A 24,302-nucleotide genomic window follows, 5' to 3' on the forward strand; every position below is an offset into this window, starting at 1 on the left:
TGGACGAGGTCGTGCTGCTTACTGGTCACCGTTTCATTCTGCCGGGTGGAGCCACCGTCAGGGCGGCGGAACGTCGACAAGACCGCGATCTCTGCCGGATGGGAGCCCACCGACGACCACCGCCGCAATGACGGCCACGATTCCGACAGCCTCCAGGGTGGTGGGAATCTGAGTCAGCACCACGGCGCCGACCACCGTGGCCGTAGCCGGGAGAAGCGCCAGCAGCAGAGCGAATCGGGCCCTTCCGACTCGCACCAGGACGTACTGATCGAGAACGTACGGAACCACACTCGACAGCAGACCCACGCCCAATCCCAGAACCCAGATCCGCCAGTCCCCCAGGGCATCGGCATGAGCGAGCGCAAACGGCCCGAACAACGGCACGGCCAGAATCACCGACGCGATGCCGAACCCGGCCGCCATGTCGTCGAGACCCTGACCTGCATCGGCAACGGACTTACCCAGGACGATGTAGGCGGCCCACAAGGCCGCCGAGCCCAGCGCGAATGCGATTCCCACGAGGCCCACTTCGCCGCCCTCGAACTGCGCGGAGGCGATGGCACCGACACCGGCGACGACCAGGAGCAGCGCACACACGTCGGCCGGCTTCCTCGACCCGGCTGCTGCAACCGCGATGGGCCCGAGAAACTCGATGGCTACGGCCGCGCCCAGCGGTAGCCGGGCGATGGCCTCGTAGAACATCGCGTTCATGCCGATCGTCGCACCGCCGAATGCAGCTGCCGTACACAGTCGCCGCACGGACCACGTGCCGCCCGCACCGGCGCGGTGCCGCCAGGGCCGCCGCCAGATCACCAACACCAGCGCCGCACCGAAACCACGCAGCCACGCCACCGCGGCCGGATCGACGGTGTCGAACAAGAACACACCGATCGCCGCACCGACGTACATGCACACCGCGCCGATCACGAACAGCGACGGAATACCCAGCTTCGATGCGCCGGACAGCGATTGAGAAGTCGAAGCCACAACGGAGACCCTACTGCCGCGGCTCGCTGCGAGCCGTGTCTGCTCTCAGCGAACAGATTTCACGGCGTTCCAGCTCGTGAGGCATGTTTCGTGTTAGTGACAACACAAAGAAACGCGCTCGGGAACAACGCATGACCGCCATACGTCTGACAGAGTGAACGAACCGCGCCATACCGACGCGGCGGACCGGCCCCAGGCGAACGGGACAACCCGCAAGCCAGTACGGAGGAGTCATGCCCGGAACATTGACCAGCCCACAATTGACAGCAGCGGACCGGTGCGACCGGTGCGGTGCAGGGGCTCGCGCGCGTGTCGTGCTCTCGACCGGTGGAGAACTTCTCTTCTGCGGTCACCACGCCGCCGAGCACGAAGCCCGTCTGCGTGAAGTGAACGCAACGGTGATGACCGAATCGGACTCCACGGTGTAATCCACCGAGACGTCGGGGGAAACAGGTTCGCCACGATCGAATCTCACGGAAAAGCGGACGGTCTTCGGACCGTCCGCTTTTTCGTGCGCGCTCTACATCTTTCGCAACTGAGCGATCCGCTCGCCCAACTGATCGGCCGACGCCATCGCCGTAGGCGGGCCGCCGCAGATGCGTCGCAGATCGCCGTGAATCACGCCGTGCGGCTTTCCGGTGCGATGGTGGTACACCGCAACCAAACTGTTCAGTTCACGCCTCAGGCCGGCCAGCTGGCCCGCACTGGCGGCCCTGTCGTTGACGACAGGCGGGGCCGGAACGGCCGGGCCCGCCGCGGGCTTGTCGATCTGTTCCTGCTGACGCTGACGCAGCAGGTCCCGCATCTGCGTGGCGTCGAGCAGACCGGGCAGACCGAGGTAATCCGCTTCCTCGTCGCTGCCCGAGAACGTCGCGGTTCCGAACGAGGAACCGTCGTAGATGACCTGGTCGAGTTCGGCGTCCGCACCCAGGGAGGTGTACGCCTTCTCCTCCTCGCCGAGTTCGTCCTTCTGCTTGTTCGCATCGGCAAGGAGCTCGTCGTCGAATCCGTCCTTCTCGCGGTGCGGCTTGCCGAGAATGTGGTCACGCTGCGCCTCGAGCTGAGATGCCAGATCCAACAGCACCGGTACCGACGGCAGGAAGACACTCGCCGTCTCCCCCTTACGCCGCGAACGCACGAATCGACCGATCGCCTGCGCGAAGTACAGCGGAGTCGACGCACTGGTCGCGTACACGCCGACGGCCAGACGCGGAACGTCGACGCCCTCGGACACCATGCGAACGGCAACCATCCACCGCTGGTCGCTCTTGCCGAACTCGGCGATCCGAGCCGAGGACGTGGGATCGTCCGAGAGGACGATGGCCGGCGTCTCCCCCGTGATCACCTCGATGAGCTTGGCGTATGCCCGCGCTACCGTCTGATCGGTGGCGATCACCAGCCCGCCCGCGTCGGGCATTCCGCCCGCACGCAGCTGAGCCAGCCGTGTGTTGGCGGCCAACAACACTGCGGGCATCCAGTCGCCCTGCGGGTCGAGTGCCGTCCGCCATGCCCGCGCGGTCTGCTCGGCACTGAGCGGCTCGCCCAGTCGGGCGGTGTATTCCTCGCCCGCACTGTCGCGCCAACGCGCCTCGCCGGAATACGCCAGAAACACCACCGGTCGAACGACACCGTCGGCCAACGCGTCGGAATACCCGTACGCGTGGTCCGCCTTGGACCGCATCAACCCGTCCTGGTCCGGTTCGTAGTTGACGAACGGAATGGGACTGTCGTCGCTACGGAACGGCGTACCGGTCAGTGCGAGGCGTCGAGTGGCGTCGCCGAAGGCCTCGCGAATGCCTTCTCCCCAACTCTTGGCATCGCCGCCGTGGTGAATCTCGTCGAGGATCACGAGGGTCTTGCGCGCTTCGGTGCGCACCCGATGCTTGAACGGATGCGAGGCGATCTGTGCGTACGTCACGACCACGCCGTGATAATCGCTCGACGTCTGACCGGTCGAGTTCGAGAAGCGTGAGTCCAGAGCGATCCCCACCCTCGCCGCCGACTCCGCCCACTGATGCTTGAGGTGCTCGGTGGGTGCCACGACGGTCACCTGGTCGACCGTGCGATGGGCCAGCAACTCCGCAGCCACGCGCAGAGCGAACGTCGTCTTACCCGCGCCCGGTGTCGCGACGGCCAGGAAGTCCTTCGGTGAGGCCACCAGGTACTTCGTCAGCGCACGCCTCTGCCACGCGCGCAGCGGCGCTCCCCCGCTCACGGGGGCAGCTGCCTGCTCGGATTGTGGTGTGGGATCGAACATGTCAGCGCTCACTGGCCGCCGGTTCCTGGCATCGATGTACTTCCTCGCGCTCTCGGTAGCCCTGCAGTGTCCGCCGTGGAGCCTATCGCTCCACACCGACCGATCCCGCATCGCTGGGGTGAACCGGACGCGACACGGCGGGTCGGTCGTTAGGCGAAGACGCCTTTCGTCAGGAATGCTGGAGAGACCATGAGTGAGTCAACAGGCACAACGCCGACACCGGAGCGGTTGTCGGCGAGAAAGCCGATACGTGCGGTGTGGAAAGTGACTCTGCGCACCCTGAGCAAAGCGTGGGACGACTCGATCTTCAGCAAGGCCGCCACGGCAGCGTTCTGGCAGACCCTCTCGCTGCCGCCGCTCCTTCTCGGTGTGCTGGGCAGCCTGGGATTCGTCGGCGGATGGTTCGGCCCCAACACCGTCGACATCATCGAGTCCAAGATCATCACCTTCAGCAACACGCTCTTCAGCAGCAGCGTTGTCGATCAGATCATCGCTCCTACCGTCCGAGACGTCCTCGCGCAGGGAAGCGGCGAGATCGTCTCGGTGGGATTCCTGCTCTCGTTGTGGGCCGGCTCGTCGGCGATCTCGACATTCGTGGACTCCATCGTCGAAGCGCACGGACAGGCCGACGCGCGAAATCCCGTCTGGCAAAGGTTCTTCGCCTTGCTTCTCTACGTCGGCTTTCTCGTGATCGCGGTCTTCGTGCTCCCACTCGTCGCGCTCGGACCGGTGTACGTCCAGCAGATTCTGCCCGATTCGTGGATCACGTTCGGCAGCGAACTGATCGACTTCTTCTACTACCCGGCCGTCGGTCTGCTGCTGATCATCGGCCTGACCACGCTGTACAAGCTCGCCCTGCACACCTCGCTGCCGTGGCACCGACTGCTCGGTGGGGCTCTGCTCGCAGGCGTGTTCTTCATGATCGCCAGCGCGGTGCTCCGCCGATACCTCACCTGGGTGACGAGCACGGGGTACACCTACGGTGCGCTGGCCACGCCGATCGCATTCCTGCTGTTCACGTTCTTCCTCGGCTTCGCCGTCGTTCTCGGAGCCGAGTTCAACGCCACGATTCAGGAGTTCTGGCCGGCCCGGGCAACTCGAATGGACCAGATGCGCGAGTGGATCGCGGCGCAGGCAGCGACCGACGAGAAGCCGTCGGGACCGATGACGGCCGTTGCTCGACGGCTCGCCACGGGACCGATCAAGCTGGCCGGAGATCGTGGCCGGCCGGATCGCCGCGAGCCCACCGCCGAGTAGGTCGTCACTCGCCTTTCTTCAGGCCCTCGTAGATCTTCTTGCAGTCGGGGCACACGGGAGATCCGGGCTTCGCGGACTTGGTGACAGGAAACACCTCACCGCACAGCGCGACCACGTGTGTACCCATCACGGCGCTCTCGGCGATCTTGTTCTTCTTCACGTAGTGGAAGAACTTCGGCCGGTCGTCCTCGGTGGTCTCGTCCGGCGCAATGTGGGGACGGTCCTTCGTCTGAGTGCTCATGAACACAGATTAATCCGTGGATCCACAGCGAGGGGTAACCGGTTCCACAGCTCGTCGTATGCATTCTGTGAGCGGTAGTGCCACAGTGGAGGTATGACGAGAACCCCAGGGTTCGACGGCAGCGCGTACAGCGACTCGCCGGATGGGCCTGTACTGATCACCGAGGCACAGCAGTCGGTCGAAGAGCAGCACAAGAAGCGTGTACGCAAGTACATGTTCATCATGTCCTTTCGAATCCCGGCGTTGGTGTTGGCTGCCCTCGCCTACGGAATGTGGATGAATCCGTGGATCTCCATGGCGATCGTCGGCGTGTCCATTCCGCTGCCGTGGATGGCGGTGTTGATCGCCAACGATCGACCGCCGCGCACGAAGGACGAAATGAGCCGGTACGACTATCGAACCGTGGACAAGCCACAGTTGGAATCGAGCAACCACCGCGTGATCGAACCGGGCGACGACTGACGCCTGCCCGGAGTGCCGATGCGACACTTGCGTTGTGACTGCACCGACTTCCACGCCCCCGCTGATCGCCGCATGCTCGCAACTCCGGGAGGCCTTCGAGCGAACCGGGTACGACGCGGACGGCGTTCTGACGATGCTCGGCGACGACGCTCACGCGGCACTCGGACGCAGTGAGCCGGTTCCGGTCCGCAACGCCAGCCGAGATTCCGGCCCGTTGGGCGTTCTGGTGCGCCTCTTCCTTCTCGTCGACGACTGCCCCGAGTCCGACGTCGCCGACGCCATCGCACCCTTGAGCGTCGCCGACGCCGTGGCGGCCGGCATTCTCCACCGCACCGGATCAACAGTGCGGACGTTGCTCGACATTCGACCGCTCGATGCCGGACACGGCACTCGGTGGATCGTCTCGGATCCGGACGGCAGCATGCGGGTAGCCGAGACCGCGGCCGACCACGTGTTGGGCGTCGGCCAGGCATCGCTGTCACTTCTCCGGGGGACGCCCACGTCCCCGGTCTCGACCGTTCTGGACGTCGGCACCGGCTGCGGCGTCCAGGCCGTCCATGCGTGTGGCTACGCCGAGCAGGTGACCGCAACCGACATCAGCCCGAGATCCATGGATCTCGCGGCATCGACGATGGCGCTCAACGGCCTCGACGTCGAGTTGTTGCACGGATCGTGGTTCGAGCCGGTAGCAGGACGGCGGTTCGATCGCATCGTGGCCAACCCACCGTTCGTCGTCGGACGCGCCGAAGTGCAGCATTCCTATCGTGATTCCGGCCTCGATCTCGACGGCGCAAGCGCACTGATGATCGGGCAGGCCCCGGAGCACCTGGCCCCGGGCGGCACGGCTGCCATCCTGGCCTCCTGGGTCCATGTCCGAGGTGAGGACTGGCGCACGCGGGTGGCGTCGTGGCTGCCTGCGCACGGGGTCGACGCCTGGGTGGTCGAACGCGACGTCGCCGATCCGGCCCTCTACGTCGGTACCTGGATGCGCGACGGTGGCCTCGACCCCCGCGATCCCGACGCGGCCGCGGTTGCGCAGTCCTGGCTCGACCATTTCGCTGCCGCCGACGTGGAGGGAATCGGTTTCGGCTTCGTCTATCTCCGCCGTACCGATACACCGACCGATCTTCTCGCCGAGGAACTCACGCATGGCTTCTCGGACCCACTCGGCAACGAATCGATCGAGTACTTCGCGCGGTTGGAGTGGCTGCGCGAGCACGACATTCTCGATTCGGTACTCACTCTGGACCCGAACACTGCACTCGAACGCGTCTATCTACCCGGCGACGAGGGTTGGGCTCCGGTGGCGGTGCGAGTTCATCGCGGCAACGGCCCGCAATGGCAGCACGACGTCGACGAACTCGGTGCAGCATTGCTCGCCGGGCTCCGACCCGATGGTCTGCCGGTCGGTGAACTGGTCGAGTTGCTCGCTGCCGCGCACGACGAAGACCCCGAGGATCTGGCTGCGCACGCCGTGACGATGATGCAGGGGCTCGTCCGGCACGGCCTGGTTCGGCCGGCCCGATGAGACCGCCGCGGAGTGCCTCGCTCGAGGTGGCGTTCCCACCGGTCTCAGTTCTCAGCAACTTCTCAGGACGACCATGACGTAATCCCTGGTCACACGGGTATCAGAAGGATCGGCGTGGGAACTTATCGGAGTCTCCCGAGCGTTGAACCTTGTGAGACACCACCGACCAGGAGGCAAGTCATGACCAGCCCCAGCACCACGATTCGTCCACGGCCCACCGATGCCGATCTGGACGCCCAGAGCCCGGCAGCCGACCTCGTTCGCGTATACCTCAACGGGATCGGCCGCACGGCACTGCTGACGGCTGCCGAAGAAGTCGATCTCGCAAAGAGGATCGAGGCTGGTCTGTATGCCAAGCAGGTTCTCGAGAACACCAAGCGCCTGAGCGCGGTCAAAAAGCGCAACCTCGCCATCATCGTTCGCGACGGTAGCGCCGCGCGGAGCCACCTGCTCGAAGCGAATCTTCGCCTGGTCGTCTCTCTTGCCAAGCGCTACACCGGTCGCGGCATGCCCCTGCTCGACCTGATCCAGGAAGGCAACCTGGGTCTGATTCGCGCGATGGAGAAGTTCGACTACGCCAAGGGCTTCAAGTTCTCCACGTACGCGACCTGGTGGATCCGGCAGGCCATCACCCGCGGCATGGCAGATCAGAGCCGCACGATCCGGCTGCCCGTCCACTTGGTGGAACAGGTGAACAAGCTGGCCAGAATCAAGCGTGAGCTCCATCAGCAGCTCGGCCGTGAGGCGACCGACGAGGAGTTGTCGAGCGAATCCGGCATCGCGGTGGAGAAGATCGCCGATCTGCTCGATCACAGCCGCGACCCGGTCAGCCTGGACATGCCGGTCGGCAGCGACGAGGAAGCACCCCTGGGAGACTTCATCGAGGATTCGGAGGCGACGTCGGCCGAGAATGCCGTCATCGCCGGTTTGCTGCACAGCGACGTTCGAGTAGTGCTCGGCACACTCGACGAGCGTGAGCAACAGGTCATTCGACTCCGCTACGGCCTGGACGACGGGCAGCCCCGCACTCTCGATCAGATCGGCAAGCTGTTCGGTCTCTCCCGCGAGCGTGTTCGTCAGATCGAGCGCGAGGTGATGGTCAAGCTCCGGCAGGGCGACCGCGCCGAGAAGTTGCGGTCCTACGCCAGCTGATCGCAGCCACCGACCGGTGGAGCAGCGGTGACCATCCCCGTTCGCGCCACCTGACGCGGTAGCCGAGCCGACATTCCCTCCCCCCGGGGACGTCGACTCGGCTTCCGCCTTTTCGAAGCCCGTCTCGTTCAGCGCAGCCGACGCGGGCCGAGATCTGCCTTGGTCGGTTCGGGCCCGATACGCACGCGCGCATCGGTGATCTGCGCGCCGTCTGCGGAGGCCAACACCGGCTCGCACGAAATCTCCCGAATATCCGGGATGTCCTCTGCGAGTGCGGATATGCGCTGAACCAGATCGATCAGGGCCTTCTTGTCGACAGGCACCGCATTGCGGTAACCGGACAGTAGCGGTGCCGCCTTCGGCGCGTCGATCAATTGGGCAGCTTCGTCCTCGGTCAGTGGAAGTACCCGAAACGCCCGGTCGCCCAACAGGTCCGAGATGACTCCGGCCAGACCGAACGAGATGAGCGAGCCGAACGAGGGGTCGTCCTGGACCCGTACGACACAGCCGATTCCTTTGACCGCCATCCGCTGCACGTGCAGCAGTGGCTCCCCCGAATCGGCCGCCAGATTGCGGTACGCCACCCGCACTGCGGACGCGTCGGCCATGTCCAGACGAACTCCCCCGAGATCGGGTCGATGCCGCCACCGCTCCCCCGTCGCCTTGACCGCCACCGGGTAGCCCAGTTCGTCGGCTGCCGCCACGGCCTCGTCCTCGTCGGTCACGACGCGGAACGGCACGACCTCGAGCCCGTAACAGGCGAGCAGTTCTGCGGTCTCGAAATCCGACAGCCAGCGTCCCCGGTTGCCGGCCGAACGCCATCGCTCGACCAGGTTCTTGGCACCCTCGGAATCGATGCTCTTGGGCCGAACCAGGTTCGACACCGGTCGCGAACGCCACGCGGAGTAGCGCCAGGCCGCGGCAAGAGCCGCAACCGCCCGTTCCGGGCTCGAATACGAGGGAACCGAACCACGAATCGGATGACCGCTCGGTCCCCGCACGGCCAGTACGTCGGGAATCCCCTCGGTGGCGAGAAACGTCGACAGCACGGGCTTGTCGGATCCACGGACGGCGTTTCCCAGAGCTGTCGCGAACGGTTCGACCTCGACGGCAACCGGAGGTACGAACACGACGATGACGGCATCGATGTCCGACGTAGCCAGTGCCGCCGAGACGGCCTCGGCGAAATTCTCGGGACCGGCTTGCGGGCCGACGTCGATCGGGGTGCTCGCATGCAACCCCTTGGCCCGCGCAGCATCGACCGCCAGCACACCGAGCGCCGTCGAGTTGCCGACGACTGCGACCCTCGGTCCGACCGGCAAGGGCTGATTACCGAACAGGACTGCGCAGTCGAACAATTCCGAGATGGTGTCGACCTGGATGACACCTGCCTGTGCGAACAGAGCGCGCACGATCGAATCGTCGATATCGGCGCCGATCGCATGTGCGGGCGGAACGGCTCCGCGTCCACTCTTGACGGCGATGATCGGTTTGCTGCGCGCCACCCGGCGGGCGATTCTGGTGAACTTTCTCGGGTTACCGAAGCTCTCGAGGTACAGCAGGATCACCTCGGTTGCCGGGTCCGAGTCCCAGTACTGCAGCAGATCGTTGCCGGACACGTCGGCTCGGTTGCCTGCCGAGACGAATGTCGAGAGTCCGAGCCTGCGGTTGGCGGCCTCGTCCAGGATCGCGATGCCGAGAGCGCCGGACTGGCAGAAGAAACCGACGTTGCCGGGCGTCGGCAGATGCGGAGCGAGAGTGGCGTTCAACCCGAACTCGGGGTCGGTGTTCGCCACTCCCAGCGCATTGGGCCCGATCAATCGCATCCCGTGCGCCCTCGCTGCGAGTACCAATCTGCGCTCGCTCTCCTGCCCCGCAGGCCCCGTCTCGCCGAATCCACCCGACACCACCAGCAGTGCTTTCACACCTTTGTCCAGACAGTCGTCGAGTACCGCGTCGATGGCGTCGGCCGGAACCGCTGCGATCGCGAGGTCGACCGGGTCGGGAATGTCGTGCACCGTGGCGTACGCACGAACGCCGCGGACCGACCGGTGGTCTGCATTGACCGGATAGACCGGTCCGGTGAAGTTGCCCGCCAGCAGATTGGCGAGCACCGCGTTGCCCACCTTCGAGCTGTCCGTCGACGCTCCGATGACGGCCACCGACCGGGGGCTGAGCACGTTGCGTACGCTGCGGGCCTCGGCGGCGCGCTCACGTGAATTGCGCACCGACAGCAGTGCCTCGCTCGGATCGATGGCAAATTCCAGCCGCAGTACCCCACCCTCGAAGGACCTGCTGACCTGGTAGCCCGCTTCCCGGAAGACCGTGACCATGTTCCGGTTCTCGGCGAGCACCTCGGCGACGAACATGCTGACGCCGTTCTCGGCGGCGGCTCCGGCGAGATGCTCGAGCAGGATCGGTCCGAGTCCGCGGCCCTGGTGTGCGTCGGCAACGACGAAGGCCACTTCGGCCGAGTTGCCGTCGCCCTCGGGCAGCCGTTCGTATCGGCCGACCGCGATGATGTCGTCGCCGAGTACGGCCACGAACGCAACGCGGTCGTGGTGATCGACGGTGGTGAAGTTGAGCACGTCCCGCTGGGGCATGGTGGGGTACGGACCGAAATATCGGAGGTACCTCGTCCGTTCGGAGAGTCGCCCGTGGAAGGCGACGATGCGCTCGGAGTCCGACGGGACGATGGGACGAAGATGCACGACGCCACCGTCGGAGGTCAGTACGTCGGCAACCCAGTGGCGCGGGAACGACGTTTCCGCGCGCTCTCGTGCCAGGTCCTGTGCGCTGGGCTCAGCGGCAGGTTCGTCGGACGAGGAGTTCGACGACGAAGTGCCGGTCCGATCAGTCACGCGGGTCCTCCGGATCGAGGCCGAGCAGCGGAAACACTGCCCGGCGGGTGGCTGTGATCGCCGAGTCGACGCGTTCGAGCGCCCGGTCGGTGCCGTCGGTTCCGGCGAGAGACCCACCGGGCCCGTCCCAGGCGGGATAGTCCACGTCTCCCCCGTCACCCATGGTCTGCGGGAGATCGACACTCGGTGCCATCGTCCGCACTCGGTCACGCCAGGTGTCCGGCAGCGCTGATGTCGGATCGATCTCGCGGCCGAGCGCGGCGGCGATGAGGTACGTCCACGCCCGCGGGACCACACGCACGAGGCCGTATCCGCCGCCGCCGACGGCCAACCATCTGCCCTCGCAGTGCTTGTCGGCGAGATCGCGCATGGCCAGGAACGCAGCATTCTGACCGTCGACTGTCAGGGCGAGATCCGCGAGGGGATCCTCACGGTGGCTGTCCACACCGCATTGGCTGACGATGATCTGGGGCCGGAACGCCCCGACGGCACCGGGCACGATCGCATGGAACGCGCGCAACCACAACCGATCCGCGGTGCCCGGCAGCAACGGGACGTTGATCGAGGTTCCTTCGCCGCGTTCGGTTCCCACCTCGGTCGACCAACCGGTGTTCGGCCACAACGTGGCTGGATGTTGGTGCAGGGAGACGGTGAGTACGCGGGGGTCACCGAGAAATGCTGCCTGGACGCCGTCACCGTGATGGGCGTCGACGTCGATGTAGGCGATTCTGTCGAATCCGTTGTCCAGCAACCACGAGATGGCAATCGCGGCATCGTTGTAGACGCAGAAGCCCGAGGCCCAGTCGGCCATGGCATGGTGCATGCCTCCACCGATACTCACCGCGCGGCGGGCACGACCCGACGCGATCTCTCGGGCTGCGGCCAACGAACCGCCGGCCAGCATGGCGCTCGCCTCGTGCATCTGCGGAAACACCGGGTTGTCGTCGGAACCGAGCCCGTGGACGACGTCGTCGGGGTCACGCAGAGCCGGACCCTGCGACGGTGCCTGTTTGACCGCCTCGATGTAGGCGCTGGTGTGAAATCGCAGCAGCTCGGAATCCGGGGCGGCAGCGGGCTCGACGAGTTCGACTCCCGCGAGCACTCCGATGTCGGTGGCCAGTGCCATGGTCAGATCGAGTCGAGTGGGGTTCATCGGGTGGTCGTCGCTCCACCGGTAGCCGAGGTAGTCCTCGCTCCACACGACGATGTCCTCGGGGCGGTTCGGGATGTACTCGGCGGCGCGTGTCGCCTTGTCAGACATACGGACAAAACTACGTTGTCGGGTGGAATGGTGTGGCACGGTTCCGGTGTTGTGCCGTATGTCCCCCTGTGAGAAGCCACGGGAATCGACGAGCGCCGTTGTGGTGCGCCGCGCCCGTGCCGGTTGGGTGCAGCGCCGATTTCGGGGCGCTGACGGTAGGATCGAGCCCGACGAAGGGGTTGAGTGTGAAGGATCTGGTCGACACCACGGAGATGTACCTCCGGACGATCTACGATTTGGAAGAAGAGGGTGTGATTCCGCTCCGCGCGCGAATCGCCGAGCGGCTCGAACAAAGCGGTCCCACCGTCAGCCAAACTGTCGCGCGGATGGAGCGCGACGGCTTGTTGTCCGTCGCGGGAGACCGGCACCTGGAGCTGACCGAGAAGGGTCGCAGTCTGGCGGTTGCCGTCATGCGCAAGCACCGCTTGGCGGAGCGACTGCTGGTGGACATCATCGGTCTGCGCTGGGAAGACGTACACGCCGAGGCGTGCCGTTGGGAGCACGTGATGAGCGAGGAAGTCGAACGTCGTCTGGTCGCCGTGCTGAACAACCCGACCACATCGCCGTACGGAAACCCAATCCCGGGATTGGCCGAGCTCGGTCTCGGTCAGTCGACCCTTGCTCCCGAGGCTCTCATCCGTCTCACCGATGTGCCGGTCGGCCAGCCGACCGCAGTGGTCGTACGCCGCCTGGCCGAGCACGTTCAGTCCGACCCCGAGGTGATCGCGCAGCTTCGTGAAGCGGGCGTTGTTCCCGACGCTCGGGTTACAGTCGAAGCCAAGCCCGGGTCCGTCACGATCACCGTGCCAGGGCACAGCGGTGTCGACATATCCGATGAAATGGCACACGCCGTCCAGGTGAAGAGGGTCTGACCTCACACTGCCGGCGGTGCCGCAAGCGTGTGAGGGAGAGCAACAGTGAAGCTTCTGGTTACCGGTGGTGCGGGATACGTCGGCAGTGTCTGTGCAGCCGTGCTCCTCGAGCGCGGCCACGACGTCGTCGTCGTGGACAACCTGTCCACCGGGAACCGGGACGCTGTGCCCGGTGGTGCCACGTTCGTAGAGGGTGACGTCGAAGACGTCGCCGCGGAGGTGCTGAACGGCGGCGGGTTCGACGCCGTACTGCACTTCGCCGCGCAGTCGCTCGTGGGCGAGTCGGTGGTCGCACCCGACAAATACTGGAGCGGCAACGTGGTCACCACGCTGGCCCTGCTCGACGCGATGCGGGCTTCCGGAACTCCGAAACTGGTGTTCTCCTCGACCGCGGCCACCTACGGCGAACCCGAGAAGACGCCGATCACCGAGGATGCCCCTACCCGGCCGACCAATCCCTACGGTGCCACCAAACTCGCGATCGACCACGCGATCACGTCCTATGCGTCGGCGTACGGTCTCGCCGCCACCAGCCTCCGTTACTTCAACGTCGCCGGTGCCTACAACGGCTTCGGCGAGAATCGCGTTGTCGAGACCCATCTGATCCCGCTCGTGCTGCAGGTTGCGCTCGGGCAACGCGAGAAGATCTCGGTGTTCGGCACCGACTGGCCCACTCCCGACGGCACAGCAGTCCGGGACTACATCCACGTCGCGGACCTCGCCGAGGCGCACATCCTTGCGGTCGACGCGGCGCAGCCGGGTGAGCACACCATCTACAACCTCGGTAGCGGTACCGGATTCTCCGTACACGAGGTCATCTCGTCCTGCGAGAGGGTCACCGGCCTGCCCATCACCGTCGAACACGCTCCCCGACGCGCGGGCGATCCTGCCGTTCTCATCGCCTCCAGTGCACGAGCGATGGAGGAGCTGAAGTGGTCGCCGGAGCTGACCGATCTCGATCAAATCGTGGCCGACGCCTGGGCCTTTCTGCAACAACTCGGCGATCGTTCCCACGCCGCACACTGACGCGCTCACAGCGCCGTCAGCGTCGACCGAACGGATCGCCGGGTAGCCGAACGCCGCATGCACGCGCGCACGCGAATCCACTCTCGGCGACTTCGCGAACCAGTTCCGGGCCGGCACCGGCACTGAGCGATCTGTCCAGCAATCGCGCCAGGCTGTATTTCTCGTCCGCCTCCAGGGCCGCATCGATCGCGATTCGGGCCATCGGTCCGTCGCCGCGAACGTACGCACCGAACGCCAGAAGCGTTGCCGCGATGGCTCTCTCGCGCCGTGGAAGTACACGGGAGATCATCGCCCAGAATTCCTCGACAAACCCCGCATCGTCGCCGAGCGTCAAGGCGAGCAACGCGTCGCGAACCTGAACCGCGCGAATCGCGACCGCGATCCGAGCAATGTCGACCGGGTCCAGTTCTGTGTCGTACGGGGCCCGCGCGACGTACGACAGGACGGCCGTCAACTCGTCGGTGCACGAACGTCCGCGGCGACCGAGGCGCGCGATTTCGGCGGCCACGGCCCGTACCGTGCCCTCGGGGCCCGGCGCGATCGTCTCGGCCAACTCGTGCCTCGACCGTCGCACCGAGTAGCCGTCGAGCACACGGGCGACGGTCAGCGGCGACGTCGACGGATCGGATATTCGGCCGTGCCGCTGCGGCCCGGACACCGACCACCACACGGCGGAATCGGCGATCTCCGCCGTCGCGAGGGCCGCACTGAGCTCTATCCCGAACGATGCAAGAGTGGTGACCAGCTCCCCCACCACCGCCTCGACGTCGAGCAGGTGGGCACCTCTGACGGTCCGGTCGAGGCGGTCGTCGACGAACACCGCAATGACGGCGGGGACGTTCTCCGACGCGCAGTAGCCGGCAAGGTAGCCGATGACGTCGAGCATCTCCGGTGTCGCCCGGGTGCCGCTGCCGGCGCGTCGATCGATGTGCTCACCTGCCAGCACCAGGTCGTGACGCATCGTAGGACCGACGGTCGCGCCGCCGTCCTTGACCGCGATGAGCACGATGGAACGGTGGGGATGGAAGCCGAGCATGGCCGGTACCGCTGCCATCAGATCGCTGGCATCGCCGAGTCGCACTCGGCGGCGAGAGTGAAAGTTGTCGTGAGAATTCGTCGGTGTGTACATGACCCGAAATTCTCGCGGCACTCTCGTCGGGGAACGCAGCGTGAGCTGGGCTTCCGTACTGCCCTGTGGAGAACGAGCCTTCTGTGGACGAACCGTGCCGCACGCGCAGTTGTGGACCGATTCTGTCGGCCCCTCCTGCTAGGCGCGCGTCACCCCTGCTTGACCTTCTGCACCGCCGCGGTGAAGAGCTCGTCCAGCGTCATCGCGTCGGGCGTCTCGGAACCGAACGACATGAAGGTGGCCGACACCCGCACGTTGTCGATCTGTGCCATCAGCGTCAGCATCGACTGAGTGACCGCGTCGCCACCGGCTCCCGACGCCACCGTCTGCCGGACGGCCAAGGTGTCGTCCGCATCGATCGGAGGTGCAGGGGTCAACGTGGACGTCACCGTCGAGGTTGCGCCCGATTTGGTGGCCGTCACCTCGCCGCACTGTTCGAGCTGCTCCATTCGGGTCGAGAGCGGCTCGTCGACTGCGGTCAATTCGATGGAGATGGTCGACCGGCTGTCGTTGTCGGTGCCGACGATCATGGCCGTGCCGGTGGGGCCGAAATCCTGATCGGCCGGCTTGCACCCGGCCGGGCTGACCTCGGCACCGGCCGGTATTCCGCTGAGGTCGGGGGCCGCCTGCGAGATGGCCTGCTGAGGCAGCACCAGGGCGTCGTACGGTGCCGGAAAACTCGACGGGTCGATCAGCAGCGTGTTCAGATCCGTTCCCGGCTGCGACGACGTGGTACCGCCGGCGCTGGGTTCGGGGGTTCCCGTGACGGTGGAGCTGCAACCGGCCAGCGCAAGAGCTGCGATCGCTGCCGAGGTCGCGGCGATGGACAGGCGGGTTCTGCGTGCGGCGGGGCTCACAAGACGTCCTCTTCGGGTCGGTGGGACGCCGCAGCACACGCTCCGGCGTCCCACCACTGTCTCATTCCGACCACCTCGAATGCGGCAGGCGACCTACCGCGGTGTCGGAATTCAGCTGCCGCGGGCGATCCATTCCTCGAGGTGTGGTGCCTCGTCGCCGATGCGGGTTCCGTCACCGTGTCCGGTGTTGACTCGGGTGTCGGCGGGCAGCGCGAACAAGCGGTCGCGGATCGACCCGATGATGGTCGGGAAATCCGAGAACGACCGTCCGGTGGCTCCCGGGCCGCCGGAGAACAAGGTGTCGCCGCTGAACAACTCCCCCGCTTCGGGCAGGTACAAACAGGTGGATCCGGGTGAATGACCGGGCGTGTGCAGCGCCACGATGTCGGTTCCCGCAACGGTGACGCGCTGGCCGTCCTCGAGAAGCGAGTGACCGACGCCCGGATGCGTCTGCTCCCACAGCATGTCGTCGGCGGGATGCAGCAGAATCGGCGCATCCAGGGAGTCGGCCAGCTCGGGGGCGACGGTCACGTGGTCGTTGTGTCCGTGCGTGCAGATGACGGCTTTGACCGTGCGGCCGGCGACGGCGTCGATGATCGGTGCTGCGGTGTGGGCGGCGTCGACGATCACCACCTCGTCGTCGTCGCCGATCAGCCAGATGTTGTTGTCGACGTCCCAGGTGCCGCCGTCGAGGCTGAACGTTCCCGACGTGACGACGTTCTGGACACGAAACGTCCCGCTCACAGGACCACCACCGAACGCAGCACGGTGCCCTGATGCATCTTGTCGAACGCGGCCTCGACGTCCTCGATGCCGATCCGCTCGGTAACGAACTTCTCGAGCGGCAACCGGCCCTGCTGATACAGATCGACCAACTGCGGGAAGTCGCGTTCGGGTAGGCAGTCGCCGTACCAGGACGACTTCAGCGATCCGCCGCGGGAGAAGAAGTCGATCAACGGCATCTCGAGGGTCATCTCCGGGGTCGGCACCCCGACGAGCACGACGGTGCCGGCCAGATCCCGCGCGTAGAACGCTTGCTTCCACGTTTCGGGGCGGCCGACGGCGTCGATGACCACATCGGCACCGAAACCCCCGGTCAACTCTTGAACGGCCTCCACGGCGTCGACCTGCGAGGAGTCGACGGTGTGGGTGGCTCCGAGTTCGAGGGCCCAGTCGAGTTTTCCTTTGTCGCGATCGACCGCGATGATCGTCGACGCCCCCGCCAGGCGCGCTCCGGCGATCGCGGCATCACCGACACCGCCGCACCCGATCACCGCCACCGAATCACCGCGTGAGACGTGGCCGGTGTTCATCGCCGCCCCGAGCCCGGCCATCACCCCGCAGCCGAGCAGCCCGACGACGGCGGGATCGGCGTCGGCGGCGACCTTGGTGCACTGTCCTTCGTGGACGAGGGTCTTCTCGGCGAACGCACCGATCCCCAAGGCGGGGGTCAGCTCGGTGCCGTCGTCGAGGGTCATCTTCTGCGCGGCGTTGTGGGTGTCGAAGCAGTACCACGGGGTGCCGCGTTTGCAGGCCCGGCATTCCCCACAGACCGCGCGCCAGTTCAGGACGACGAAGTCGCCGACCTCGACGTGCTCGACGCGGTCGCCGACGGTCTCGACGATGCCGGCGGCTTCGTGTCCGAGCAGGAACGGGAATTCGTCGTTGATGCCACCTTCGCGGTAGTGCAGGTCGGTGTGGCACACCCCGCAGGCCTGGATCTTCACGACGACCTCGTTGGGGCCGGGATCGGGGATGGTGATCGTCTCGATGGAGACGGGTGCGCCCTTGCTCTTGGCGACGACGGCGCGGACCTGCTGCGGCATGTGTTCCTCCACTGAAAAATCGGGTGTTTCGTGCTCTGTTCAGCCTCGCACAACGCATCGTCACGTGGCGACATCTGCATGGGTTCGACGCCTCGAACCGTGGAGTTCACAAGGTTGTGACCGGGTGGGCACGCAGTCTTTGCGTGCGCCCGGTACCTATGAGAAATGTCTGAACCCATGGAGTACGACCTGGTGGTCATCGGCTCCGGCCCTGGCGGCCAGAAGGCGGCCATCGCGGCTGCGAAGCTCGGCAAGCGAGTGGCGATCGTGGAGAAGGGACACATGCTCGGCGGGGTCTGCGTCAATACCGGGACCATCCCGTCCAAAACTCTGCGTGAAGCCGTCCTGTACCTCACGGGCATGAACCAACGTGAGCTGTACGGGGCGAGCTACCGGGTGAAGGCCGACATCACTCCGGCCGATCTGCTGGCGCGGACCCAGCACGTCATCGGCAAGGAGATCGAGGTGGTTCGCTCGCAATTGCTGCGCAACCGCATCGAACTGATCACCGGTGTCGGCAGGTTCGTCGACGCCCACACCATCGCGATCGAGGACGACTCGCGAGGTGAGCGCATCACCGTCACAGCCGCCAACGTGGTGATCGCCACCGGAACCGCGCCTGCGCGTCCCGCGGACGTCGCGTTCGACGACTACCGGGTACTCGACTCCGACGGAATACTCAATCTCGAGTTCATCCCGGCTTCGATGGTGGTCGTCGGAGCAGGCGTGATCGGGATCGAGTACGCCTCGATGTTCGCAGCCCTCGGCACCAAGGTCACGGTCGTCGAGAAGCGCGATTCGATGCTCGACTTCTGTGATCGCGAGATCATCGAGTCGTTGCAGTTCCATCTCCGCGACCTCGCCGTGACGTTCAGATTCGGCGAAGCGGTCACCGCGGTCGACGTCGGCCCGAACGGTACCGTCACCACGCTCGCGAGCGGCAAGCGCATTCCGGCGGAGACGGTGATGTACTCGGCCGGGCGCCAGGGATTGACCACGGCGCTCGAACTCGAGAACGCAGGACTCGAGGCGGACGCGCGCGGCCGCATCTTCGTCGACGAGCATTTCCAGACCAAGGTCGATCACATCTACGCAGTCGGCGATGTCATCGGGTTCCCGGCGCTGGCCGCGACGTCGATGGACCAGGGCAGGCTGGCGGCGTATCACGCATTCGGTGAGTCGAGCGCCAAACTGACCGACCTTCAGCCCATCGGCATCTACTCGATCCCGGAGGTGTCCTATGTCGGTGCAACGGAGGTCGATCTGACGAAGGGGTCGATTCCCTACGAGGTGGGAGTGTCGAGATATCGCGAACTGGCCCGCGGCCAGATTGCCGGCGACTCGTACGGAATGTTGAAGTTGCTCGTCTCCACCGAAGACCGGTCGATTCTCGGTGTGCACATCTTCGGGTCCGGTGCGACGGATCTGGTGCACATCGGACAGGCAGTCATGGGATGCGGCGGTACCGTCGATTACCTCGTCGACGCCGTGTTCAACTACCCGACGCTGTCCGAGGCGTACAAGGTGGCCGCGCTCGATGTCACCAACAAGATCCGAGCGCTGGCCAACTTCGACCGCTGACGGGCCTCACTCGGAACCCCGACGACCACTGGGGAATGAACGACGGCCGTCCGGTTGTTCTTTCCATCAGTGATTCGCCACGTTCGACGTCGGCGTGTACACGGTGCATACGGAGGGTCGGCGTATTCTGACCCGGATCTCGCATCGAGGTACCGACGAGTCGATCCGAAAGGGGCCCGGCCATGACCGAACAGTCGAAGATGTACGAGCTGGAATTTCCGGCACCGCAAATCTTCTCCGACGACGGCGTCGGACCCGTCCTCGTGCACGGCCTGGAGGGATTCTCCGACGCCGGTCACGCCGTGAAGTTGGCGACGACCCATCTGCGCGAGAGCCTCGAATCCGAACTGGTGGCGTCGTTCGACGTCGACGAGTTGATCGACTACCGGTCCCGTCGTCCGACGATGACGTTCAAATCCGACCACTTCTCGGACTACGACGCTCCCGAGTTGAACCTCTACGCAGTCAAGGACCGGGCCGGGACACCGTTCCTGCTTCTGGCCGGTATGGAGCCGGATCTGCGGTGGGAGAAGTTCACCACCGCCGTCCGCCTGCTCGCCGAGCAGCTCGGTGTGCGGCGCACCATCGGTCTCGGCTCCATCCCGATGGCGATTCCGCACACGCGCCCACTCGGGGTCACGGCGCATGCCAGTGATCGGGAGCTGGTCAAGGAAGGCAACAGCTGGGCGGGCGACCTGCAGGTGCCCGGAAGTGCGTCCTCGCTGCTCGAGCTTCGGATGGCTCAGCACGGGCACGAGTCGATGGGCTTTTCGGTGCACGTCCCGCACTATCTCGCCCAGACGGACTACCCCGGCGCGGCCGAGACTCTGCTCGAGAACGTCAGCGAGGCCGCCGAGCTCGATCTTCCGCTCGCAGCACTCGGCGAGGCTGCGGCGCGAGTTCGCGAGCAGGTGAACGAGCACATCACCGGAAACGACGAGGTGCAGTCGGTGGTGCAGGCGCTCGAGCGTCAGTACGACACGTACGTCGCCGCACAGGAGCAGCAGTCGACGTTGCTGGCCGGTGACGAGCCGTTGCCGAGCGGGGACGAACTCGGTGCAGAATTCGAGCGTTTCCTGGCCGAACAGGCCGGCCTCGACGAGGGCGACGACACCGACCGTCAGTGATACGACACCCGACGACAGTGTGAGTAGTCACAGCGTGGAGTCGTAGCAACCGTCGAATCGGACAGCGGGAGCGGATCGAAACATACCTGTAACCGCAAATACGCTCGATGTTCTGCCCCGAACGTCATCTCGTGCGAGAGTCGTAGCGACACGTACTCCGGTATGTACCGTCAACACACTCGTACACGGCGACGCCGTACTGCCTCGCGCGTGCGGCGCACCAGGGAATGTCAGGAGGCGCAGATGGCTACCACTCCGCGCAGTCGCAAGCTCCGGCCGGTTCCCGACGAAGAACCACGGCTGATCTTTCGGACCATTCACGGATATCGGCGGGCGTTTCGGATGGCCGGTGAGGGCCCGGTGGTGTTGTTGATCCATGGGATCGGCGACAATTCCGAGACGTGGAACGAGGTGATTCCGCACCTCGCGAAGAACTACACCGTGATTGCGCCGGATCTTCTCGGACACGGACGCTCGGACAAGCCTCGCGCGGATTACTCCGTCGCCGCGTACGCGAACGGCATGCGCGACCTGCTCTCGGTTCTCGGCATCGAGCACGTCACCGTCATCGGTCATTCACTCGGTGGTGGCGTTGCGATGCAGTTCGCCTACCAGTTTCCCAACATGGTCGACAGGCTGGCGCTGGTGTCCTCCGGCGGCGTCACCAAGGACGTGCACCCCATTCTTCGGCTCGCGTCGATGCCTTTCCTGAGCGAGGCGGTCAAGCTACTCCGTCTACCGGGCGCGATACCCGCGGTCAAGCTGGCCGGCGGGGTACTCAGCAAGCTGCACAGCTCACCGCTTCGACCCGGTTCACTGCTGCACGACACCCCGGATCTGATCCGGGTGTTGAGCGAGCTGCCTGCACCGACCACATACGAGGCGTATCTGCGGACCCTGCGCGCTGTGGTGGACTGGCGAGGTCAGGTGGTCACGATGCTGGACCGCTGTTATCTCACCGAGAACCTGCCCGTCCTGCTCGTCTGGGGTGATCAGGATTCCGTCATTCCGGTGAGCCATGCGCGCCTCGCCCACTCGGCCATGCCGGGCTCGACTCTGGAAGTGTTCGAGAACTCCGGACATTTCCCGTTCCGTGACGACCCCATGCGCTTCCTGCAGGTGGTGGAAGACTTCATCGACTCGACCCCGTCGCTGACCTTCGACGAGGTGCGGTGGCGGAATCTGCTCATCACCGGCGTCGGTGAGGACATGATCACCGGAAGCGCCAGCACCCGGATGGCCGTTCTCGGTGCCATGGGTTCGGACGAGCGCAGCGCGACCTGACGCGTCGCATCGGCTCCGGACGCACGGTGTCGATGCGGGACGAAAGGCACATCCCACATAGCCTGTAGAGGTGCTCCTCACCGAACTGATTCCCGAAGTCTCCGCCGAGAATTCCGACGGCATCGACCCGGACGTCCTGTTCGACACGTTCACCACCTGGACCGCCGATCGCGGTCTGACTCTCTATCCCGCGCAAGAGGAAGCTCTCATCGAGCTGGTCTCCGGCTCCAATGTCATCCTCGCGACCCCCACCGGGTCGGGTAAGTCGATGGTGGCCATCGGGGCCCATTACGCCGCGATGGCGGCGGGCATTCGTAGCTTCTACACCGCGCCGATCAAGGCACTGGTCAGTGAGAAATTCTTCGCCCTGTGCGAGATCTTCGGTGCCCAGAACGTCGGCATGATGACCGGCGACGCGTCGGTCAATTCCGGAGCCCCGATCATCTGCGCCACCGCCGAGATCGTGGCGAACCTCGCCTTGCGCCAGGGTGCCGGCTCGGACATCGGCCAGGTGATCATGGACGAGTTCCACTATTACTCCGAACCCGATCGAGGGTGGGCCTGGCAGGTTCCGTTGATCGAGCTGCCGCACGCTCAGTTCCTGTTGATGTCGGCGACGTTGGGCGACGTGTCGTTCTTCCGAGACGATCTGACCAGGCGCACCGGACGAACCACGACGGTCGTCTCCGGCACCGAGCGCCCGGTTCCGTTGATGTTCTCCTACGTCACGACTCCGATCAGCGAGACCATCGAAGAACTGGTGCAAACGCACCTCGCGCCGGTGTACGTCGTGCATTTCACTCAGGCTTCGGCTCTCGAACGCGCTCAGGCATTGACGAGCGTCAACGTCGCGTCCAAACAGGAGAAAGCCGAGATCGCAGAGGCCATCGGCAACTTCCGGTTCACCACCGGATTCGGCAAGACTCTGTCGAGGCTGGTCCGACACGGCATCGGCGTGCACCACGCCGGCATGCTGCCCAAGTATCGGCGCTTGGTCGAGAAGCTCGCGCAGGACGGCCTGCTGAAGGTGATCTGTGGGACCGACACACTGGGCGTGGGTATCAACGTTCCCATTCGGACAGTGCTGTTCACCGGACTCACCAAGTACGACGGCATCAGGACCCGCAAGCTACGGGCCCGCGAGTTCCATCAGATCGCAGGCCGCGCGGGCCGGGCGGGATACGACACGCTCGGTACGGTCGTCGTCGAGGCCCCGGAGCACGACATCGAGAATGCGCGGCTGGTGGCCAAGGCAGGCGACGATCCCAAGAAGCTCAAGCGAGTGCAGCGCAAGAAGGCACCCGACGGTTTCGTCTCTTGGGGCGAGCCGACGTTCGAGCGGATCATCGCAGCGAGCCCCGAGCCGCTCACCTCTCGGTTCTCGGTGAGCAACGCAATGCTGCTCAATGTCATTGCACGGCCGGGCAATTGCTTCTACGCCATGCGCCACCTGCTCGAAGACAACCACGAGACCCGGTCCGCTCAACGCAAACACATTCTGCGTGCGCTCTCGCTGTATCGGGGGTTGGTCGACGCGGGCATCGTCGAGCAACTCGAGGAGCCGGACGCAGACGGTCGACACGCTCGACTGACCGTGGACCTACAACCGGATTTCGCGCTCAACCAGCCGCTGTCCACCTTCGCGGTCGCATCCTTCGAGCTGCTCGACGTCGAGTCACCGACCCACGCACTGGATGTGGTGTCGATCATCGAATCGACGCTCGACGATCCTCGCCAGATCCTGATGGCTCAGCAGCATGCTGCGCGCGGTGAGGCGGTCTCGCAGATGAAGGCCGACGGTATCGAATACGACGAGAGAATGGAGTTGCTCGAGGAGGTCACCTGGCCGAAACCTCTTGCAGAACTGCTGGTTCCGGCATTCGAGATCTACCGCGGCACCCACCCCTGGCTCTCCGAGATCGGGCTCTCGCCCAAATCCGTCGTACGCGACATGGTCGAGCGAGCGATGACCTTCGCCGAGCTGATCAGTCACTACGGTTTGATGCGTTCGGAGGGACTGGTGCTGCGCTACCTCGCCGACGCCTATCGCACACTGCGCCAGACGGTTCCGCCTGAATCTCGAACGGAGGAGGTCCAGGACATCACCGAATGGTTGGGCGAACTCGTCCGACAGGTGGATTCCAGCCTGCTCGACGAGTGGGAGAACCTGACCGACCCCGGCGCCGAGCCCGAAGCCCTCGTCGAGGCATACGGATCCGACGCGCCGCGTCCGATCTCGGCCAATCCCAGGGCATTCCGGGTGCTGGCCCGCAACGCGATCTTCCGTCGAGTCGATCTCGCGGCGCGTCGCCAGTGGAACGCGCTCGACGAACTGGACGACGGTCCCGATTGGGAGGCAGAGCTGGATCCGTTCTTCGCCGAGTACGGCGAGATCGGAACCGGCCCCTCGGCCCGTGGTCCCGCACTGTTCACCCTGAATGTCGGTGCAGAATCCACTACGGTGCGTCAGGTACTCGAGGATCCGGACGGGGACCACGGTTGGTCCCTCGACGCGGTTGTCGACGTGCCGGAATCCGATGCCGCCGGCGAGATCGTGTTCGACGAGATCGTGATCACTGCAGGCTGATACCGTC

At 65.3% G+C, this 24,302-nt stretch carries 20 protein-coding genes; 11 read left to right on the forward strand and 9 right to left on the reverse strand.

All coding sequences use genetic code 11. The annotated features are described in order from the left end of the window. Positions 1–57 precede the first annotated feature (57 nt). Positions 58–987: an EamA family transporter gene (locus tag BH93_RS14770; RefSeq protein ID WP_052065092.1), complete on the reverse strand. Its 930-nt coding sequence runs from the start codon at positions 985–987 to the stop codon at positions 58–60. Positions 988–1,220: 233 nt separating this feature from the next. Between BH93_RS14770 and BH93_RS14775 the strand changes: the two genes are divergently transcribed. Continuing rightward, complete coding sequence (locus tag BH93_RS14775; RefSeq protein WP_032377734.1) at positions 1,221–1,415, forward strand: DUF7455 domain-containing protein; 195 nt, start codon at positions 1,221–1,223, stop codon at positions 1,413–1,415. Between the two features lie 92 nt (positions 1,416–1,507). Here the strand turns inward: BH93_RS14775 and BH93_RS14780 are convergent, their stop codons facing one another. After that, positions 1,508–3,244: a DEAD/DEAH box helicase gene (locus BH93_RS14780; protein WP_032403290.1), complete on the reverse strand. Its 1,737-nt coding sequence runs from the start codon at positions 3,242–3,244 to the stop codon at positions 1,508–1,510. A 189-nt stretch (positions 3,245–3,433) separates the two neighbouring features. Between BH93_RS14780 and BH93_RS14785 the strand changes: the two genes are divergently transcribed. Then, on the forward strand, positions 3,434–4,501 hold the full coding sequence (locus BH93_RS14785; RefSeq protein ID WP_052065093.1) for a YihY/virulence factor BrkB family protein: 1,068 nt from the start codon (positions 3,434–3,436) through the stop codon (positions 4,499–4,501). Positions 4,502–4,505: 4 nt separating this feature from the next. On the opposite strand, the gene BH93_RS14790 is transcribed toward BH93_RS14785, so the two are convergent. After that, on the reverse strand, positions 4,506–4,742 hold the full coding sequence (locus BH93_RS14790; RefSeq protein WP_037174349.1) for a DUF3039 domain-containing protein: 237 nt from the start codon (positions 4,740–4,742) through the stop codon (positions 4,506–4,508). Between the two features lie 93 nt (positions 4,743–4,835). On the opposite strand from BH93_RS14790, the gene BH93_RS14795 reads away from it, so the two are divergent. The 3 genes from BH93_RS14795 (at position 4,836) to BH93_RS14805 (ending at position 7,884) form a co-directional block, all read left to right on the forward strand. After that, entirely contained in the window at positions 4,836–5,204 is a 369-nt protein-coding gene (locus BH93_RS14795; protein WP_032377732.1) for a DUF3099 domain-containing protein, read from the forward strand. A gap of 34 nt (positions 5,205–5,238) precedes the next feature. Beyond that, a complete protein-coding gene (locus tag BH93_RS14800; RefSeq protein WP_037173915.1) occupies positions 5,239–6,732 on the forward strand; it encodes a DUF7782 domain-containing protein in 1,494 nt (497 codons plus the stop codon). A 180-nt stretch (positions 6,733–6,912) separates the two neighbouring features. Beyond that, positions 6,913–7,884 (forward strand): sigma-70 family RNA polymerase sigma factor, encoded by a 972-nt coding sequence (locus tag BH93_RS14805; protein ID WP_032377730.1) that lies wholly within the window; start codon positions 6,913–6,915, stop codon positions 7,882–7,884. A gap of 128 nt (positions 7,885–8,012) precedes the next feature. On the opposite strand, the gene BH93_RS14810 is transcribed toward BH93_RS14805, so the two are convergent. Together BH93_RS14810 and BH93_RS14815 are read right to left on the reverse strand one after the other, a co-directional pair. Continuing rightward, the gene (locus BH93_RS14810) at positions 8,013–10,670 is read right to left on the reverse strand and encodes a bifunctional acetate--CoA ligase family protein/GNAT family N-acetyltransferase (protein WP_037174352.1); all 2,658 of its coding nucleotides are present in this window, start codon (positions 10,668–10,670) and stop codon (positions 8,013–8,015) included. A gap of 67 nt (positions 10,671–10,737) precedes the next feature. Beyond that, entirely contained in the window at positions 10,738–12,006 is a 1,269-nt protein-coding gene (locus BH93_RS14815) for an acetoin utilization protein AcuC (protein ID WP_052058623.1), read from the reverse strand. Between the two features lie 185 nt (positions 12,007–12,191). Between BH93_RS14815 and BH93_RS14820 the strand changes: the two genes are divergently transcribed. Then, entirely contained in the window at positions 12,192–12,878 is a 687-nt protein-coding gene (locus tag BH93_RS14820; RefSeq protein ID WP_032377729.1) for a metal-dependent transcriptional regulator, read from the forward strand. A 45-nt stretch (positions 12,879–12,923) separates the two neighbouring features. After that, entirely contained in the window at positions 12,924–13,904 is a 981-nt protein-coding gene (galE, locus tag BH93_RS14825; protein ID WP_037173916.1) for a UDP-glucose 4-epimerase GalE, read from the forward strand. A 16-nt stretch (positions 13,905–13,920) separates the two neighbouring features. On the opposite strand, the gene BH93_RS14830 is transcribed toward galE, so the two are convergent. The 4 genes from BH93_RS14830 to BH93_RS14845 all read right to left on the reverse strand — a co-directional run bounded on the left by BH93_RS14830 (position 13,921) and on the right by BH93_RS14845 (position 17,716). Continuing rightward, entirely contained in the window at positions 13,921–15,033 is a 1,113-nt protein-coding gene (locus tag BH93_RS14830) for a DUF4192 domain-containing protein (protein WP_052070389.1), read from the reverse strand. 149 nt (positions 15,034–15,182) lie between these two features. Next, on the reverse strand, positions 15,183–15,890 hold the full coding sequence (locus BH93_RS14835) for a DUF5642 family protein (RefSeq protein ID WP_080739042.1): 708 nt from the start codon (positions 15,888–15,890) through the stop codon (positions 15,183–15,185). A gap of 111 nt (positions 15,891–16,001) precedes the next feature. Beyond that, positions 16,002–16,634, reverse strand: a complete 633-nt coding sequence (locus tag BH93_RS14840; protein ID WP_037173917.1) for an MBL fold metallo-hydrolase — start codon at positions 16,632–16,634, stop codon at positions 16,002–16,004. After that, positions 16,631–17,716, reverse strand: coding sequence for an S-(hydroxymethyl)mycothiol dehydrogenase (locus BH93_RS14845; RefSeq protein WP_165712720.1), 1,086 nt, complete (start codon positions 17,714–17,716; stop codon positions 16,631–16,633). Before BH93_RS14845 ends, BH93_RS14840 begins: the two co-directional genes overlap by 4 nt. A gap of 165 nt (positions 17,717–17,881) precedes the next feature. Here BH93_RS14845 and sthA point away from each other — a divergent pair, with 165 nt between their 5' ends. The 4 genes from sthA (at position 17,882) to BH93_RS14865 (ending at position 24,295) form a co-directional block, all read left to right on the forward strand. Continuing rightward, positions 17,882–19,297 (forward strand): Si-specific NAD(P)(+) transhydrogenase, encoded by a 1,416-nt coding sequence (sthA, locus tag BH93_RS14850; protein ID WP_032377726.1) that lies wholly within the window; start codon positions 17,882–17,884, stop codon positions 19,295–19,297. Positions 19,298–19,479: 182 nt separating this feature from the next. Continuing rightward, entirely contained in the window at positions 19,480–20,424 is a 945-nt protein-coding gene (locus tag BH93_RS14855) for a proteasome assembly chaperone family protein (protein WP_032377725.1), read from the forward strand. A 243-nt stretch (positions 20,425–20,667) separates the two neighbouring features. Further along, on the forward strand, positions 20,668–21,708 hold the full coding sequence (locus tag BH93_RS14860; protein ID WP_032377724.1) for an alpha/beta fold hydrolase: 1,041 nt from the start codon (positions 20,668–20,670) through the stop codon (positions 21,706–21,708). A gap of 70 nt (positions 21,709–21,778) precedes the next feature. Continuing rightward, complete coding sequence (locus tag BH93_RS14865; protein WP_037173919.1) at positions 21,779–24,295, forward strand: DEAD/DEAH box helicase; 2,517 nt, start codon at positions 21,779–21,781, stop codon at positions 24,293–24,295. Positions 24,296–24,302 lie beyond the last annotated feature (7 nt).

It is taken from the genome of Rhodococcoides fascians A25f, from assembly GCF_000760935.2.
Taxonomy (GTDB): Bacteria; Actinomycetota; Actinomycetes; order Mycobacteriales; family Mycobacteriaceae; genus Rhodococcoides.